This window comes from Hydrogenophaga sp. ZJX-1, from assembly GCF_048590325.1.
Classification (GTDB): domain Bacteria; phylum Pseudomonadota; class Gammaproteobacteria; order Burkholderiales; family Burkholderiaceae_C; genus Hydrogenophaga.
In genome coordinates, this window is the sequence record NZ_JBMBRA010000009.1 from 123567 (window position 1) to 138187 (window position 14621).

The window sequence follows — 14621 nt, forward strand, 5'->3', positions numbered from 1 at the left end:
GATCATATCGCCAGCGTGTTGCCTGCTGCATGTCCCTGCGGCCCAAGGCGGTAACGCGTGCCTTACATGGGTTGCCTTCATGCACCAGTCAATGTCCTGTTCTACTTCCTGTCTGGCCGTGCGTCCGCGCCGTGTGGCGCGCGCCCTGGGCGCGCTGGCTGTCGCAAGCCTGCTCTCAGCCTGCTCCGGCTGGGGTGCCAAACTGCCCGATGTGTCCTTCCTCGGCGGGCTGGTGACGCCTTACAAAATTGACATTGTCCAGGGCAATGTGGTCACGCGCGAACAGGCCCAGGCCTTGCAGGTGGGCATGTCGCGCCAGCAGGTTCGCGAATTGTTGGGTTCGCCTTTGTTGGCCAGCGTGTTCCACGCCGATCGCTGGGACTATGTGTTCACGTTCCGCCGCCAGGGGCAGGCGACCCAGCAACGCAAGTTGACCGTGTATTTCAAGGCCGAGGCTCTGGAACGGTTTGAGGCCGACGAACTGCCCAGTGAAGAGGAGTTCGTGTCATCGCTGGATGTGAAGCGCAAGTCCGGCAAGGCCCCTGCGATGCAAGCCACTGACGAGCAGCTCAAGACTTTCCAGGAACGCAACGCCGCGCCAGCCGGCACACAAGCACCGGTGCCCGACGCGCCACCGGCATCCACCAGCTATCCGCCTCTGGAAACCCCGGGGTCTGTCCGATGAGCGCCGTGCTCCGTAATCCGCACCGTGTGTGTGTGGCCGGTGCCAGCGGCCGCATGGGACAGATGCTGGTGGAGGCGGTGCGCACCAGCGGCGACTGCGTTCTGACCGGTGCGCTGGACATCCCGGCCAGCCCCGCCATCGGCCTGGATGCCGGCGCCTATGCCGGACAGGCGACGGGTGTCGCCATCACCGCCGATCTGGGCGCGGGTCTCGCGGCCAGCCAGGTGTTGATCGATTTCACACGGCCCGAGGGCACCCTGGGCCACATCCGCGAATGCGTGAAGCACGGGGTGAATGTGGTGATCGGCACGACCGGGTTCACCGACGAACAAAAGGCAGAGATCGCCGAGGCGTCGAAGTCCATCGCCATCATGATGGCACCCAACATGAGCGTGGGCGTGAACGTCACGTTCAAGCTGCTGGAAATGGCGGCCAAGGCGCTGTCCACCGGCTACGACATCGAGATCATCGAGGCGCACCACCGCCACAAGGTGGATGCGCCCAGCGGCACCGCGCTCAAGATGGGTGAGGTGATTGCCGAGGCGCTGGGTCGGGATCTGAAGAACTGTGCGGTCTACGCCCGCGAAGGCGTGACCGGCGAGCGGGACCCGTCCAGCATCGGTTTCGCCGCCATCCGCGGCGGGGATATCGTGGGCGACCACACTGTGCTGTTCGCCGGGACCGGCGAGCGCATCGAGATCACGCACAAATCCAGCAGCCGCGTGACCTATGCCCAGGGCAGTCTGCGCGCCGTGCGGTTCCTGGCGGACAAGACGAGCGGCCTGTACGACATGTACGACGTGCTCGGACTGCACTGAGCGCGAGCCAACCAGAAGGACGTTCTATGGGTGTGTGGCAAACGGTGCTGCAGGGGGATGCGATCAGCCGCAGTGTGGCCTTGTTGCTGTTCGCGATGTCGGTGGCCAGCTGGGTGGTGATCTTCTGGAAAAGCTGGATGCTGCGCAGGGCCGTGAAGGATGTGCAGTTGTCCACGGCGGCCTTCTGGCAGGCGGCGCACCTTGACGATGCGCAGCAGCGCTTGCAGGCTTTTGACCCGCGCCGTCTGGTGTTGCCCCTGTTGCAGGCCGCACGCACCATCGAGCAGGCTGCGCCCCAGACACTGGCAGCTGCTGGCGACCGCTCCCAGCAGCTCACCCGTGTGCTGCGCGACGCCTTGCACCTGGTGCTGCATCGCCTGCAGTTCGGGCAGGTTCTGCTCGCCACGGTGGGGTCCACCGCGCCGTTTGTGGGTCTGCTGGGCACGGTCTGGGGCATCTACCACGCCCTCACCGAAATCGGACAGGATGGCAAGTTCCGGATCGAACAGGTGTCCGGCCCGGTGGGTGAGGCGCTGGTCATGACCGCTGCGGGGCTGGCGGTCGCCATTCCCGCGGTACTGGCCTACAACGTGCTCGGCCGTCAGGTGGCACGCATCGAGGCCGACCTGGAAGGTTTTGCGCGTGACCTGCGTGAACTGCTGGCCTACAAGGAGTCCGCGGTATGAGCCGCCTGGCCCACGCTGGGTGTGCGTTCCGGCCTCATCTCGGAGACCGTCCGTCATGAGCTTTGGTCGTCTGGAAAAGCCTGCCGGGCACCAGCCCATGAGCGACATCAACGTCACCCCGCTGGTGGACGTGATGCTGGTGCTGCTGGTGATCTTCATCATCACGGCACCGCTCATGGCCAGCCGTCTTGAGCTGGAGCTGCCACAGACCACCAGCCCAGCCACCGGGGCCGCGTCGGAACCCGAAGCCTTTGTGTCCCTCAGTGTCGATGCCAAAGGCCAGATTTTCTGGGACGAACAACCCGTTGACAACGAAGCCTTGTTTCTGCGCCTCCAGCAGACCGCACGGATCAACCCGGCCACTGAGTTGCAGCTCCGAGCAGACACGGCGGTGCCTTATGGGCGGGTCGTCCAGTTGATCGGCATGAGTCAGGCGGCAGGACTCTCTCGGATTGGTTTTGTGGCAGACCCGGCCACAGGTGGTGCACAGTCCCCAGCCCGTTGAGGCTCGGTTCGGACTTCTGGCCAGCTGATGGCCAAGGCCTAGAATTCGCTTTCGGACAATGATGCGTTGCAGCCCAGGATCTGAATGTGCGCATCGCTACCCGTCCTCCTTTCCACTGTTCCTGAACTCCCTGTCTCTGCTTCATGCAAGAAAAATACGCCCACAAGGATGTCGAGCGCGCCGCGCACGCCCACTGGAACGCCAACGACGCCTACCGCGTGACCGAGGTCGCCGGCAAGAAGAAGTTCTATGCCTGCTCGATGCTGCCCTATCCCAGCGGCAAGTTGCACATGGGCCACGTGCGCAACTACACCATCAACGACATGCTCACGCGCTACCTGCGCATGAACGGTCACAACGTGCTGATGCCCATGGGCTGGGACGCCTTTGGCCTGCCAGCCGAAAACGCGGCGCTGAAGAACGGCGTGCCGCCGGCCAAGTGGACGTACGAGAACATCGCCTACATGAAGCAGCAGATGCAGGCCATGGGCCTGGCCATCGACTGGTCGCGCGAGGTTGCCACCTGCGACCCGAGCTACTACAAATGGAACCAGTGGCTGTTCCTGAAGATGCTGGAAAAAGGCATCGCCTACCGCAAGACCCAGATCGTCAACTGGGACCCGGTGGACCAGACCGTGCTGGCCAATGAACAGGTGATCGATGGCAAGGGCTGGCGCACCGGCGCCACGGTGGAAAAACGCGAGATCCCCGGCTACTACCTGAACATCACCTCGTACGCCGACGAACTGCTCGACCACGTGCAGCTGGGCAACCCCAAGGCGACGCTGAACGGCTGGCCCGACAAGGTGCGCCTGATGCAGGAGAACTGGATCGGCAAGAGCGAAGGCGTGCGCTTCGCCTTCCCTCACGCCATCAAAGGTGCGGACGGTGCGTTGATTGGTGACGGCAAGATGTACGTGTTCACCACGCGCGCCGACACCATCATGGGCGTGACCTTCTGCGCCGTGGCCGCCGAGCACCCGCTGGCCCACCACGCCGCCTTGACCAACCCTGCCTTGGCGGCGTTCATCGAAGAGTGCAAGACCGGCGGCACCACCGAAGCCGAGCTCGCCACGCAGGAAAAGAAGGGCATGGCCACCGGCCTGTTCGTCACGCACCCGCTCACCGGCGCACAGGTCGAGGTCTGGGTCGGCAACTACGTGCTCATGAGCTACGGTGACGGCGCCGTGATGGGCGTGCCCGCGCACGACGAACGCGACTTTGCGTTCGCATTGAAATACGACCTGAAGATCCAGCAGGTGGTGGCGGTGGACGGTGAGACGTTCTCCACCGCTGCCTGGGCCGACTGGTACGCCGACAAGCAGCGCGGCGCGTGCGTGAACTCCGGCGTGCTCGACGGCCTGGGCCAGAAGGCCGCCGTGGACAAGGTCGCCGAGCTGCTGGCCGCCCAAGGCCTGGGCGAAAAGAAAACCACCTTCCGCCTGCGCGACTGGGGCATCAGCCGCCAGCGCTACTGGGGCACGCCCATTCCCATCATCCACTGCGCCGAACACGGTGCGGTGCCGGTGCCCGAGCAGGACCTGCCGGTGGTGCTGCCGCAGGACTGCATTCCCGACGGTTCGGGCAACCCGCTGCACAAACACGAAGGCTTCCACGCTGGCGTGGTGTGTCCCATCTGCGGCAAAGCCGCGCGGCGCGAGACCGACACCATGGACACCTTCGTGGACTCGTCCTGGTACTTCATGCGCTACTGCGATCCGACCAACAGCGAGAAGATGGTGGCCGAGGGTGCGGACTACTGGATGCCGATGGACCAGTACATCGGCGGCATCGAACACGCCATCCTGCACCTGCTGTACGCACGCTTCTGGACCAAGGTCATGCGCGACCTCGGCCTGGTGAAGGTGGACGAGCCCTTCAGCAAGCTGCTGACCCAGGGCATGGTGCTCAACCACATCTACTCGCGCCGCACCGAGAAGGGCGGCAAGGACTACTTCTGGCCGCAGGACGTGGAGCATGTACTGGACGAAGCCGGCAAGGTGATCGGCGCGAAGCTCATCAAGGCCGTGGGCGACCTGCCGGTGGGCACGGCGATCGACTACGAGGGCGTGGGCACCATGTCCAAGTCCAAGAACAACGGCGTCGATCCGCAGGACCTGATCGAGAAATACGGCGCCGACACCGCCCGCCTGTACACCATGTTCACCGCGCCGCCGGAAGCCACGCTGGAGTGGAACGACGCGGCCGTGGAGGGCAGCTACCGTTTTCTGCGCCGGGTCTGGGGTTTTGGCAACAAGCTCTCGGCCACGGCTGGCCTGGGTGCGCTCGCGGCCGGCGTGGGCAAGCAGTCGCTCTCCAAAGCCGCCAAGGCGCTGCGCCTGGAGGTACACACCGTGCTCAAGCAGGTGGACTACGATTACCAGCGCATGCAGTACAACACTGTGGTCTCCGGCGCGATGAAGATGCTCAATGCCCTGGACGACTTCAAGGCCGACGGCTCCGCTGGTGACAACGCCGCGCTGGCCGAAGGCTTCGGCATGCTGCTGCGCTGCATCTACCCGGCCACGCCGCACATTGCGCACAGTCTCTGGACCGAACTCGGCTACGCCGCCACCTCGGGTGAGCTGCTCGACGCGCCCTGGCCGCAGGCCGACGAGGCCGCGCTGCAGCGCGACGAGATCGAACTCATGCTGCAGATCAACGGCAAGTTGCGCGGCAGCATCACGGTGCCGGCCGCCGCCGACAAGGCCGCCATCGAAGCCGCGGCGCTGGCCAGCGAGGCCTTCGTCAAGCAGGCCAACGGCGCTGTGCCCAAGAAGGTGGTGGTGGTGCCGGGGCGTCTGGTCAACGTGGTGGTATAAAACCTTGAGCCATGAATCCCATATCGAAACCATCTGCCATGACACCACGTTCTGCCTCCATGTCAAGCGATATGCCCGCTGATGCCCGTCGGCGCGTGGTGTGGGCCGGACTGGCCGGCGCGGGTATCCTGCTGGCGACCGGAGGGTTGAGCGGTTGCGGTTTTGCTCTGCGTCAGGCGCCCAGCTTTGCGTTCACATCGCTGCGGTTTACAAATTTCGTCGCCACCCCGGTGTCCCGGGCCTTGCAGCGCGAACTCGCTGCTGCCGGGATTCAGGTCGTGAACACCGCTGCGGTGGCGGGCCAGCCACCCGTCCAGGTGGTCCTGGCAGTCCTCACCGATCAGCGCGAGCGCGTGGTCGTGGGGCAGACCACCTCCGGCCAGGTGCGTGAACTGCAGTTGCGCACGCGCTTTCGCTTCCGCCTGAGCACATCGAGTGGCAAATACCTGATCGACGAAACCGAAATGCTGCAGGAGCGCGACATCAGCTTCACCGAAACCGGTGCTTTGGCCAAAGCGGCCGAAGAGCAGCTGATGTTCAACGACATGCAGAGCGACATCGTGCAGCAGATCATGCGCCGCCTGGCGGCGGTGAAGTCGCTGTAAGGGCGTCATGCAGGTTTCTGCAACGCAGCTTGCCAGCCAGCTGCAACGCGGGCTCAAGAGCCTGTACACCCTGCATGGCGACGAACCCCTGCTGATACAGGAGGCGGCCGACGCCATCCGCGCCGCCGCCCGCGAGCAGGGTTATACCGAACGCACCGTGCACACCGTGGCCGGTGCGCACTTTGACTGGGGCGAGGTGTTGGCCAGCGGCGGCTCCATGAGCCTGTTTGCCGACAAGCAGCTGATCGAGATCCGTGTGCCCTCGGGCAAGCCGGGCAAAGACGGTTCGCAGGTGCTGCAGCAGATGGCCGAGGCCGCGCGGGACAACGACAGCACGCTCACGCTGGTGATCCTGCCCCGGCTCGATGCCGCCACCCAGAAGGGCGCCTGGTTTGCCGCGCTCGACAGTTTTGGCGCGACGGTGAAGGTGGACCCGGTGGAGCGACAGGCGCTGCCCGCATGGATCGCGCAGCGCCTGCAGCAGCAGGGGCAACGCGTGGCGGCCGGGGAAGAAGGCCAGCGCACGCTGCAGTTTTTTGCCGACCGGGTCGAGGGCAACCTGCTGGCCGCGCACCAGGAAATCCAGAAGCTCGGCCTGCTGCATCCGCCGGGTGAGCTGTCGCTGGAGCAGGTTGAAAATGCCGTGCTGAACGTGGCGCGTTACACCCCGTTCAAGCTCGCCGAGGCGGTGCTGGGCGGGCAGGTGCTGCGCGTGCAGCGCATGCTCGATGGCCTGCAGGCCGAAGGCGAGGCCGCTGTGCTGGTGCACTGGGCGCTGGCGGAAGACATCCGCACGCTCAACCGGGTCCGAAGTGCCATGGATGCGGGTCGTCCATTGCCGATGGCGTTGCGCGAAAACCGCGTCTGGGGTTTGAAGGAAAAACTCATGGAACGCGCCTTGCCGCTGATCTCGGCGGCCAGTCTGGCCAGATGGCTGGACGACGCCCACACCGTGGACGGCATCGTCAAAGGTCTCAAAGCCAGTGGTTGGCCAGCCGACCCATGGCTGGCGTTGCACCAGATGGCCTTGCGGGTGACCCAGGCCTGCAAAGTGTGACCCTCCTGCGCCGCTGACGCGGTTTCCCTCCAGGAGGGGGCCACGCCTTTCGTCCGGCGAAGCCGGTTCCTCGGTGTGTGCAGGTTCGGTCACGCGCTCCGGACTGCGGCAGGATTCAAGGCAAGGTGCGAAAATCACCAGATGAACGCGACTTCCACCACCGAACTCATGAACACGCTGGGCAGCCAGGCCAAGGCCGCCTCGGCGCTGATGGCCAAGGCCAGTGCGGCCACCAAGCTCAAGGCGCTGCGCTCGCTGGCCACGCTGCTGCGCGCCAATGTGGACGGCTTGCAGACCGAAAACGCCAAGGATCTGGAGCGCGCCCGTGCCGCCGGACTCACCGAGCCGATGGTGGACCGCCTCAAACTCACGCCCAAGGTCATCGAAACCTGCGCCGAAGGCTGCGAGCAGCTGGCCGCCATGCCCGACATCATTGGCGACATCACCGGCATGAAGCAGATGCCGAGCGGCATCCGTGTCGGCCAGATGCGCGTGCCGATCGGCGTGTTCGGCATGATTTACGAAAGCCGCCCGAACGTGACCATCGAGGCGGCGAGCCTGTCGATCAAGAGTGGCAACGCCTGCATCCTGCGCGGCGGCTCCGAAGCCATCGACTCCAACCGTGCTCTGGCCGCGCTGGTGCAGCGGGCGCTGGCCGCCGCCGGTCTGCCGACCGACGCCGTGCAGCTGGTGCCCACCACCGATCGTGCCGCCGTGGGCCAGCTCATCACCATGCCGCAGTACGTGGACGTGATCATCCCGCGCGGCGGCAAGGGACTCATCGAGCGCATCAGCGCCGAGGCCAAGGTGCCGGTCATCAAGCACCTGGACGGCAACTGCCACACCTATGTGGATCAGCCCTGCGACATCGACATGGCGGTCAAGGTGGCCGACAACGCCAAGACGCAGAAGTACAGCCCCTGCAACGCGACCGAAAGCCTGTTGGTGGCGCGCGGCGTGGCGGCGGACTTTCTGCCAAAGATCGGTGCCATCTACGCCGCCAAGGGTGTGGAAATGCGCGGCTGCCCGGCGGCGATGGCCATCCTGGCCGGTGTGCCCGGCGCGAGCGTGAAGGCTGCCAGCGAGGCCGACTGGAGCGAGGAATACCTGGCGCCGGTCATCAGCGTGAAGATCGTCGATGGCCTGGATGAAGCCATCGCCCACATCAACCGCTACAGCAGCCACCACACCGACGCCATCCTCACCACCGACCACATACATGCCCAGCGTTTCCTGCGTGAGGTTGATTCGGCCAGCGTGATGGTGAATGCGAGCACCCGCTTCGCCGACGGTTTCGAGTACGGACTGGGCGCCGAAATCGGCATCAGCACCGACAAGTTCCACGCCCGCGGGCCGGTCGGTGTCGAGGGTCTGACCTCGCTCAAATACGTGGTGCTCGGCGAGGGTGAGGTTCGGAACTGACCCCCTGCGTCGCCTTCGGCGCCACCCCCTGGAAGGGGGGCGACACCTGCCGTCCGGCAAAGCCGGTCTGGCGGTGTCCCTGGATGAAACCCTTGCGAGCTCAGCGGGTTGGCGGATGGTCTGAATTTCGGTCACCCCAGTCTTGCAGGTGCGCCGATCGTCCCCATTTCTGCCTTTCGACTGCCAATTCTGCTCCCTACAATGGGCAGGGCAGTCCTCATCAAAAGGTCCACATGGTTCCGCATCTTGTCACCGCCCTGACCGGCCCCATCAACGAACTCGAACAGCGCATCCTGGAATCCACGCCCGTGATCGAGCGCTGGTTCCGGCTGGAGTGGATGGAGCACACGCCGCCGTTCTACACCTCGGTGGACGTGCGCAACGCCGGTTTCAAGCTCGCGCCGGTGGACACCAACCTCTACCCCGGCGGCTGGAACCACCTCACGCCCGAGATGTTGCCGCTGGCGGTGCAGGCTGCCATGGCCGCGATCGAGAAGATCTGCCCCGAGGCCAAGAACCTGCTGCTGGTGCCTGAGAACAGCACCGATGTGTTCTACCTGAGCAACCTGCGGCAACTGCAGCGCATCTTTTACCAGGCCGGGCTCAATGTGCGCCTGGGCTCGCTGTCCAACGACATCAAGGCGCCCACCACCATCGACCTGCCCGGCGGTGAGTCGGTCACGCTGGAGCCGCTGATCCGCAGCAAGCGCCGCCTGGGCCTCAAGCACTTTGACCCCTGCACCATCCTGCTCAACAACGACCTCAGCGCCGGTGTGCCCGGCATCCTGGAAGACCTGCACGAACAGTACCTGCTGCCGCCGCTGCATGCGGGCTGGGGTACGCGTCGCAAGAGCAACCACTTCAAGGCGTATGAAGAGGTTTCCAAGCGCTTCGGCAAGCTGCTGGGCATGGACCACTGGCTCATCAACCCGATGTTCAACCAGTGCGGCCAGGTCAATTTTGCCGAAGAGCATGGTCTGGAATGCCTGCGCACCAACGCCGACGCGCTGCTCGGCAAGATCCGCCGCAAGTACAAGGAATACGGCATCAACGAGAAGCCGTTTGTCGTGGTCAAGGCCGACAACGGCACCGGTGGCATGGGCATCCTCACCGTGCGCGATGCCAAGGACATCGATGCCCTGTCGATGGGAACGCGCGAGCGCATGGCCACGGTGCAGGCCGGCCAGCCGGTTCACGAGGTCATCATCCAGGAGGGTGTGCTCACCAACGAGCGCATCAACGCGGCGGTGGCCGAGCCGGTGGTCTACATGATGGACCGCTATGTGGTGGGCGGCTTCTACCGCGTGCACGCGCAACGTGGCGTGGACGAGAACCTCAACGCACCGGGCTCCAGCTTCGTGCCGCTGGCTTTCGAGCAGAGTGCGCAGCTGCCGCAACCGGGTGTGAAGCCGGGCGCCAGTGTGCCCAACCGCTTCTACATGTACGGCGTGATCGGTCGCCTGGCCATGCTGGCCGCGAGCTACGAGCTGGAAGCCACCGACCCGGACGCTGAAATATACGAATGACCCCCGCGCCGCGCTTGCAGCGCGTCACCCCCTGAAGGGGGTGGTGCGAGTGGCCCGGCGAAGCCGGTTCCACCGCATCCGGGTCACAGGCGCGCCGCTCCGGCTGAAGTCGGGTTTTGCGACGTGGCGGGTGGGGACCTCGGTTGTCGACGGGGTGTTGCGTTGCAACATCCGTCACGTCATGGCCCTTTCAGCGATCCCGCCTACTGGCGGCGCGAGGGCCGTGAGCGCAGAATCGCCCCCATCCTGACAGCCGAACCCGGGCCGACAAGTCCCGGGTGTTTTTGTGTCCAGCAACAAATCTTCGCTCACCGCGCTCACCCTGGGCGCCATCGGTGTGGTGTATGGCGATATCGGCACCAGCGTGCTGTACGCCATCAAGGAAATCTTCGGATCGGGCCACGTTCCTTTCACCCACGAAAACGTCTATGGCGTGCTGTCGATCGTCTTCTGGACCCTGACCGTCATCGTCTCGCTGAAGTACGTGGTGCTGGTGCTGCGGGCCGACAACGCGGGCGAGGGCGGCCTGATCGCCATGTTGGCGCTGGCGTCGCAGGCGGTGAAGGACAAACCGGAGCTGCGCAAATGGCTGCTGGCCATCGGCATCTTCGGCACCTCGCTGTTTTATGGCGACGGCGTGATCACGCCCGCGATCTCGGTGCTCTCGGCGGTCGAGGGCCTGGAGGTGGTCTCCCCGGCTTTCAAGCGGTACGTGGTGCCGATCACGCTGGTGGTGTTGTTCGGCCTGTTCTTCGTGCAGAAACGCGGCACCGGCGGCATTGGCAAGTTCTTCGGCCCGATCACCGTGTTGTGGTTCGTGTCGATTGCGGTGCTGGGTGTGTCGCACATCGTGGGTCATCCTGAAATCCTCGCGGCGCTGAGCCCGCACCACGCGCTGCGCTTCATGTGGCAGCAGCCGGGCACCACCTTCATCATCCTGGGCGCGGTGGTGCTGTGCGTGACCGGCGGAGAAGCGCTCTACGCCGACCTGGGGCACTTCGGCAAGAAGCCGATCCGCGTGGCCTGGTTCGCCATCGTCATGCCCTGCCTGACGCTGAACTACTTCGGCCAGGGCGCGCTGCTGCTGGCCGACCCCGAAGCGGTGAAGAACCCGTTCTTCAACATGGCGCCCGACTGGGCGCTGCTGCCCCTGGTGGGGCTGGCCACCATGGCCACGGTGATCGCCTCCCAGGCGCTGATCTCCGGCGCCTTCAGCGTGACCAAGCAGGCGGTGCAGCTCGGCTACCTGCCGCGCCTGAACCTGCATCACACCAGCGTGCACGACACCGGCCAGATCTACCTGCCCATCGTCAACTGGGGCCTGTTTGCCGCCATCGTGCTCGCGGTGGTGATGTTCAAGTCGTCGACCAACCTCGCCGCGGCCTACGGCATCGCCGTGACGCTGGACATGCTGATCACCACGGTGCTGACCTTCTTCGTCATCCGCTACGGCTGGAAGTACCCGCTGTGGCTGTGCCTGCTGGCGACCGGCTTCTTCTTCGTGGTCGATCTGGCCTTCTTCAGCTCCAACCTGCTCAAGCTGTTCGCTGGCGGCTGGTTCCCGCTGCTGATCGGCGGCGTGGTGTTCGCGCTCATGATGACCTGGAAGCAGGGTCGCGCCCTGATGGCGGCCAAGCAGCAGGCCGAATCGCTGGACCTCGACAGCTTTCTGGAAGCGGTGTTCTTGGCCCCGCCGTTGCGGGTGGAAGGCACGGCCGTGTTCCTGACGGCCGATACCGGCACCGTGCCCAATGCGCTGCTGCACAACCTCAAGCACAACAAGGTGCTGCATAGGCAGAACCTGTTCGTCACGGTGCGCAGCCACGAGGTGCCCTGGATCGCGCTGGACAAGCGGCTGGAAGTCGAGCCGCTGGGGCACGACTGCTGGCAGGTGGTGATCCACTACGGTTTCAAGGACGACCCGGATGTGCCCAAGGCGCTGCGGCTCATGCGTGCCCAAGGCTGCGAGCTGGAGCCCATGACCACCAGCTACTTTCTCTCGCGCGACCTGGTTGTGCCCACACTGGGCAGCGGCATGGCGCCCTGGCGCGAAAAGATCTTCGCCCAGATGCACCACAACGCGGGCGCTGCGGCCGAGTTTCTCAATTTGCCGAGCAATGCGGTGATTGAGCTGGGGTCAAAAATAGAGATTTAGGTCGCTCCATATGCCCGGAGCGCGTGACCGAACCAAGGATGCGGTGGAACCGGCTTTGCCGGGCCACTCGCATCGCCCCTTGGGGGGTGACGCGCCGTCAGGCACGGCGCGGGGGGCGTTTCACCCTGCACAATCGCCCGATGTCTTTTTTCCGTGACCTGAACCTGTCGGCCGCCACGGCCGGTTTCGTGGCCGTGCTGGTGGGTTTCACCAGTTCGGTGGCCATCGTTTTCCAGGCCGCACAGGCCTTCGGCGCCACGCCCGAACTCATCACCTCGTGGATGTGGGCGCTCGGCCTGGGCATGGGCCTGTGCTCGGCCATCCCCTCGCTCCTCTGGAAGCAGCCGGTGATGGTGGCCTGGAGCACGCCCGGCGCGGCCGTTCTGGCCACGGCCGGGCTGGCGGGCGGCTTCACCATGCCGCAGGCTGTCGGTGCCTTCATGGCCTCCGCCGTGCTGATCGCACTCGCGGGCGCCACCGGCTCGTTCGAGCGCATCATGAACCGCATTCCCATGGCCCTCGCCTCGGCGCTGCTGGCCGGTGTGCTGGCGCGTTTTGGCCTGCAGGCGTTTGCGGCGGCGCAGACCGCGCTGCCGCTGGTGTTGCTCATGCTGCTGGCCTACCTGCTGGGCCGGCGCCTGCTGCCGCGTTATGCGGTGCCGCTCACGCTGGGCGTGGCGGTGGTGTATGTGCTGGCCCGGGGCCAGTTCAACGCGGGCGCGCTGACGCTGGAATGGGCCAGGCCGGTGTTCACAGCGCCCGAGTTCACCTTCAGCGCTTTCGTGAGCCTGGCGCTGCCGCTGTTCATCGTCACCATGGCTTCGCAAAACCTGCCGGGGGTGGTGGCCATCCGCGCAGCGGGCTACGACATGCCGATCTCGAAGATCATCACCATGACCGGCGTGGTCACGCTGGTGCTCGCGCCCTTCGGTGCCTTTGCGCTCAACCTGAGCGCCATCACCGCCGCCATCTGCATGGGCGAAGAGGCGCACCCGGACAAGAAGAAGCGCTACACCGCGGCGGTGGCCTGCGGCGCCATCTACGTGCTGATCGGCCTGTTCGGCGCGGCCGTCACCGGTCTGCTGATCGCGTTCCCGAAAGAGCTGGTGCTGGCGATCGCCGGTCTGGCGCTGCTGGGCAGCATCGGTGGCGGCCTGCACGCCGCGCTGTGCGAGGACAGCCACCGCGAAGCCGCGCTCATCACCTTCCTTGTCACGCTCAGCGGTGTGGTCATTGCCGGCATCGGCTCGGCCTTCTGGGGCGTGGTCGCCGGCGCGCTCGCGCTGTTTGTGCAACAGTACAGGGCTCAGAAAACCGACACGCCATGAACATCCTCTTCGTTGCCGATCCCATCGAGTCCTTCAAGATCTACAAGGACACCACCTTCGCCATGATGCGCGAGCTGCAAAAGCGCGGCCACCGCGTGGCCAGCACCGAGCCGCGCTTCATGAGCTGGCGCAGCGGCCAGTCCGTGATCGCGCAGGTGCGCCATTTGCAGCTCAACAACCACGCCGACGACTGGTACACCGTGACCAGCGAGGCGCTGGAGCCTGTGCACAGCTTTGATGCCGTGCTCATGCGCAAAGACCCGCCGTTTGACAGCGAGTTCTTCTACACCACGCACCTGCTCGAACAGGCCGAGCGCGAAGGCGCGAAGGTGTTCAACAGCCCGCGTGCGCTGCGCGACCACCCTGAAAAACTCGCCTTGATGGAGTTCGCGGCCTTCGCGCCGCCGACCCTGGTGACGCGCAACGCCAACGAACTGCGGGCGTTCCACGCCGAGCACCGCGACATCATCCTGAAGCCGCTTGACGGCATGGGCGGCACGGGCATTTTCCGCGTCGGTGCCGATGGCATGAACCTGGGGTCGATTGTGGAAACCCTCAACGAGGGCGGGGCCACGAGCGTGATGGCGCAGGCCTACCTGCCCGAGATCGCACAGGGTGACAAGCGCCTGCTGCTGATCGGCGGGAAGGTCGCACCCTTCGTGCTGGCACGCATTCCGCAAGGCAACGAAGTGCGCGGCAACCTCGCGGCCGGCGGCAAGGGCGTGGCCCAGCCGCTGTCCGACGAGAACCGCGCCGTGGCCGAAGCCATCGCGCCCGTGCTGGCCGCGCGTGGCCTGTTGCTGGTGGGGCTGGACATGATCGGCAACAGCGTGACCGAGATCAACGTCACCAGCCCGACCTGCTTCCAGGAGATCACCGACCAGACCGGCTTCGACGTGCCGGCGATGTTCGTCGATGCGCTGGAGGCCGCCCTGAGATGAGCCTCACCCGCAGCGCTTCGCGCTACCCCCTCAAGGGGACGGCACTGGCCGTCCGGCAAAACCGGCCCGGC

General features: G+C 65.3%; 12 protein-coding genes. All 12 read left to right on the plus strand.

The features are described 5' to 3' along the window. Positions 1–91 precede the first annotated feature (91 nt). Complete coding sequence (locus ACN5W5_RS21760) at positions 92–685, plus strand: outer membrane protein assembly factor BamE (protein ID WP_420050527.1); 594 nt, start codon at positions 92–94, stop codon at positions 683–685. Next, complete coding sequence (gene dapB / locus ACN5W5_RS21765) at positions 682–1503, plus strand: 4-hydroxy-tetrahydrodipicolinate reductase (RefSeq protein ID WP_420050528.1); 822 nt, start codon at positions 682–684, stop codon at positions 1501–1503. Before ACN5W5_RS21760 ends, dapB begins: the two co-directional genes overlap by 4 nt. A gap of 26 nt (positions 1504–1529) precedes the next feature. Further along, positions 1530–2189: a MotA/TolQ/ExbB proton channel family protein gene (locus ACN5W5_RS21770; RefSeq protein ID WP_420050529.1), complete on the plus strand. Its 660-nt coding sequence runs from the start codon at positions 1530–1532 to the stop codon at positions 2187–2189. Between the two features lie 55 nt (positions 2190–2244). After that, complete coding sequence (locus ACN5W5_RS21775; RefSeq protein WP_420050530.1) at positions 2245–2694, plus strand: ExbD/TolR family protein; 450 nt, start codon at positions 2245–2247, stop codon at positions 2692–2694. A 143-nt stretch (positions 2695–2837) separates the two neighbouring features. Further along, positions 2838–5516, plus strand: a complete 2679-nt coding sequence (gene leuS / locus ACN5W5_RS21780; protein ID WP_420050531.1) for a leucine--tRNA ligase — start codon at positions 2838–2840, stop codon at positions 5514–5516. Between the two features lie 59 nt (positions 5517–5575). Further along, entirely contained in the window at positions 5576–6121 is a 546-nt protein-coding gene (gene lptE / locus ACN5W5_RS21785) for an LPS assembly lipoprotein LptE (protein ID WP_420050532.1), read from the plus strand. A 7-nt stretch (positions 6122–6128) separates the two neighbouring features. Next, the gene (gene holA / locus ACN5W5_RS21790) at positions 6129–7178 is read left to right on the plus strand and encodes a DNA polymerase III subunit delta (RefSeq protein ID WP_420050533.1); all 1050 of its coding nucleotides are present in this window, start codon (positions 6129–6131) and stop codon (positions 7176–7178) included. Between the two features lie 141 nt (positions 7179–7319). Next, entirely contained in the window at positions 7320–8600 is a 1281-nt protein-coding gene (locus tag ACN5W5_RS21795; protein WP_420050534.1) for a glutamate-5-semialdehyde dehydrogenase, read from the plus strand. Positions 8601–8833: 233 nt separating this feature from the next. Next, positions 8834–10126: a glutamate--cysteine ligase gene (gshA, locus tag ACN5W5_RS21800; RefSeq protein WP_420050535.1), complete on the plus strand. Its 1293-nt coding sequence runs from the start codon at positions 8834–8836 to the stop codon at positions 10124–10126. Positions 10127–10412: 286 nt separating this feature from the next. Then, positions 10413–12281, plus strand: coding sequence for a potassium transporter Kup (locus tag ACN5W5_RS21805; RefSeq protein ID WP_420050536.1), 1869 nt, complete (start codon positions 10413–10415; stop codon positions 12279–12281). A 140-nt stretch (positions 12282–12421) separates the two neighbouring features. Continuing rightward, positions 12422–13609 (plus strand): benzoate/H(+) symporter BenE family transporter, encoded by a 1188-nt coding sequence (locus tag ACN5W5_RS21810; RefSeq protein ID WP_420050537.1) that lies wholly within the window; start codon positions 12422–12424, stop codon positions 13607–13609. Next, complete coding sequence (gene gshB / locus ACN5W5_RS21815) at positions 13606–14550, plus strand: glutathione synthase (protein ID WP_420050538.1); 945 nt, start codon at positions 13606–13608, stop codon at positions 14548–14550. The genes ACN5W5_RS21810 and gshB overlap by 4 nt, the downstream gene beginning before the upstream one ends. Positions 14551–14621: the final 71 nt, after the last annotated feature.

What these genes read in the sequence shown, in the direction of transcription:
- ACN5W5_RS21760 (WP_420050527.1), top strand. Translation starts at nt 92, where the DNA reads ATGTCCTGTTCTACTTCCTGTCTGGCCGTGCGTCCGCGCCGTGTGGCG.
- dapB (WP_420050528.1), top strand. Translation starts at nt 682, where the DNA reads ATGAGCGCCGTGCTCCGTAATCCGCACCGTGTGTGTGTGGCCGGTGCC.
- ACN5W5_RS21770 (WP_420050529.1), top strand. Translation starts at nt 1,530, where the DNA reads ATGGGTGTGTGGCAAACGGTGCTGCAGGGGGATGCGATCAGCCGCAGT.
- ACN5W5_RS21775 (WP_420050530.1), top strand. Translation starts at nt 2,245, where the DNA reads ATGAGCTTTGGTCGTCTGGAAAAGCCTGCCGGGCACCAGCCCATGAGC.
- leuS (WP_420050531.1), top strand. Translation starts at nt 2,838, where the DNA reads ATGCAAGAAAAATACGCCCACAAGGATGTCGAGCGCGCCGCGCACGCC.
- lptE (WP_420050532.1), top strand. Translation starts at nt 5,576, where the DNA reads ATGTCAAGCGATATGCCCGCTGATGCCCGTCGGCGCGTGGTGTGGGCC.
- holA (WP_420050533.1), top strand. Translation starts at nt 6,129, where the DNA reads ATGCAGGTTTCTGCAACGCAGCTTGCCAGCCAGCTGCAACGCGGGCTC.
- ACN5W5_RS21795 (WP_420050534.1), top strand. Translation starts at nt 7,320, where the DNA reads ATGAACGCGACTTCCACCACCGAACTCATGAACACGCTGGGCAGCCAG.
- gshA (WP_420050535.1), top strand. Translation starts at nt 8,834, where the DNA reads ATGGTTCCGCATCTTGTCACCGCCCTGACCGGCCCCATCAACGAACTC.
- ACN5W5_RS21810 (WP_420050537.1), top strand. Translation starts at nt 12,422, where the DNA reads ATGTCTTTTTTCCGTGACCTGAACCTGTCGGCCGCCACGGCCGGTTTC.
- gshB (WP_420050538.1), top strand. Translation starts at nt 13,606, where the DNA reads ATGAACATCCTCTTCGTTGCCGATCCCATCGAGTCCTTCAAGATCTAC.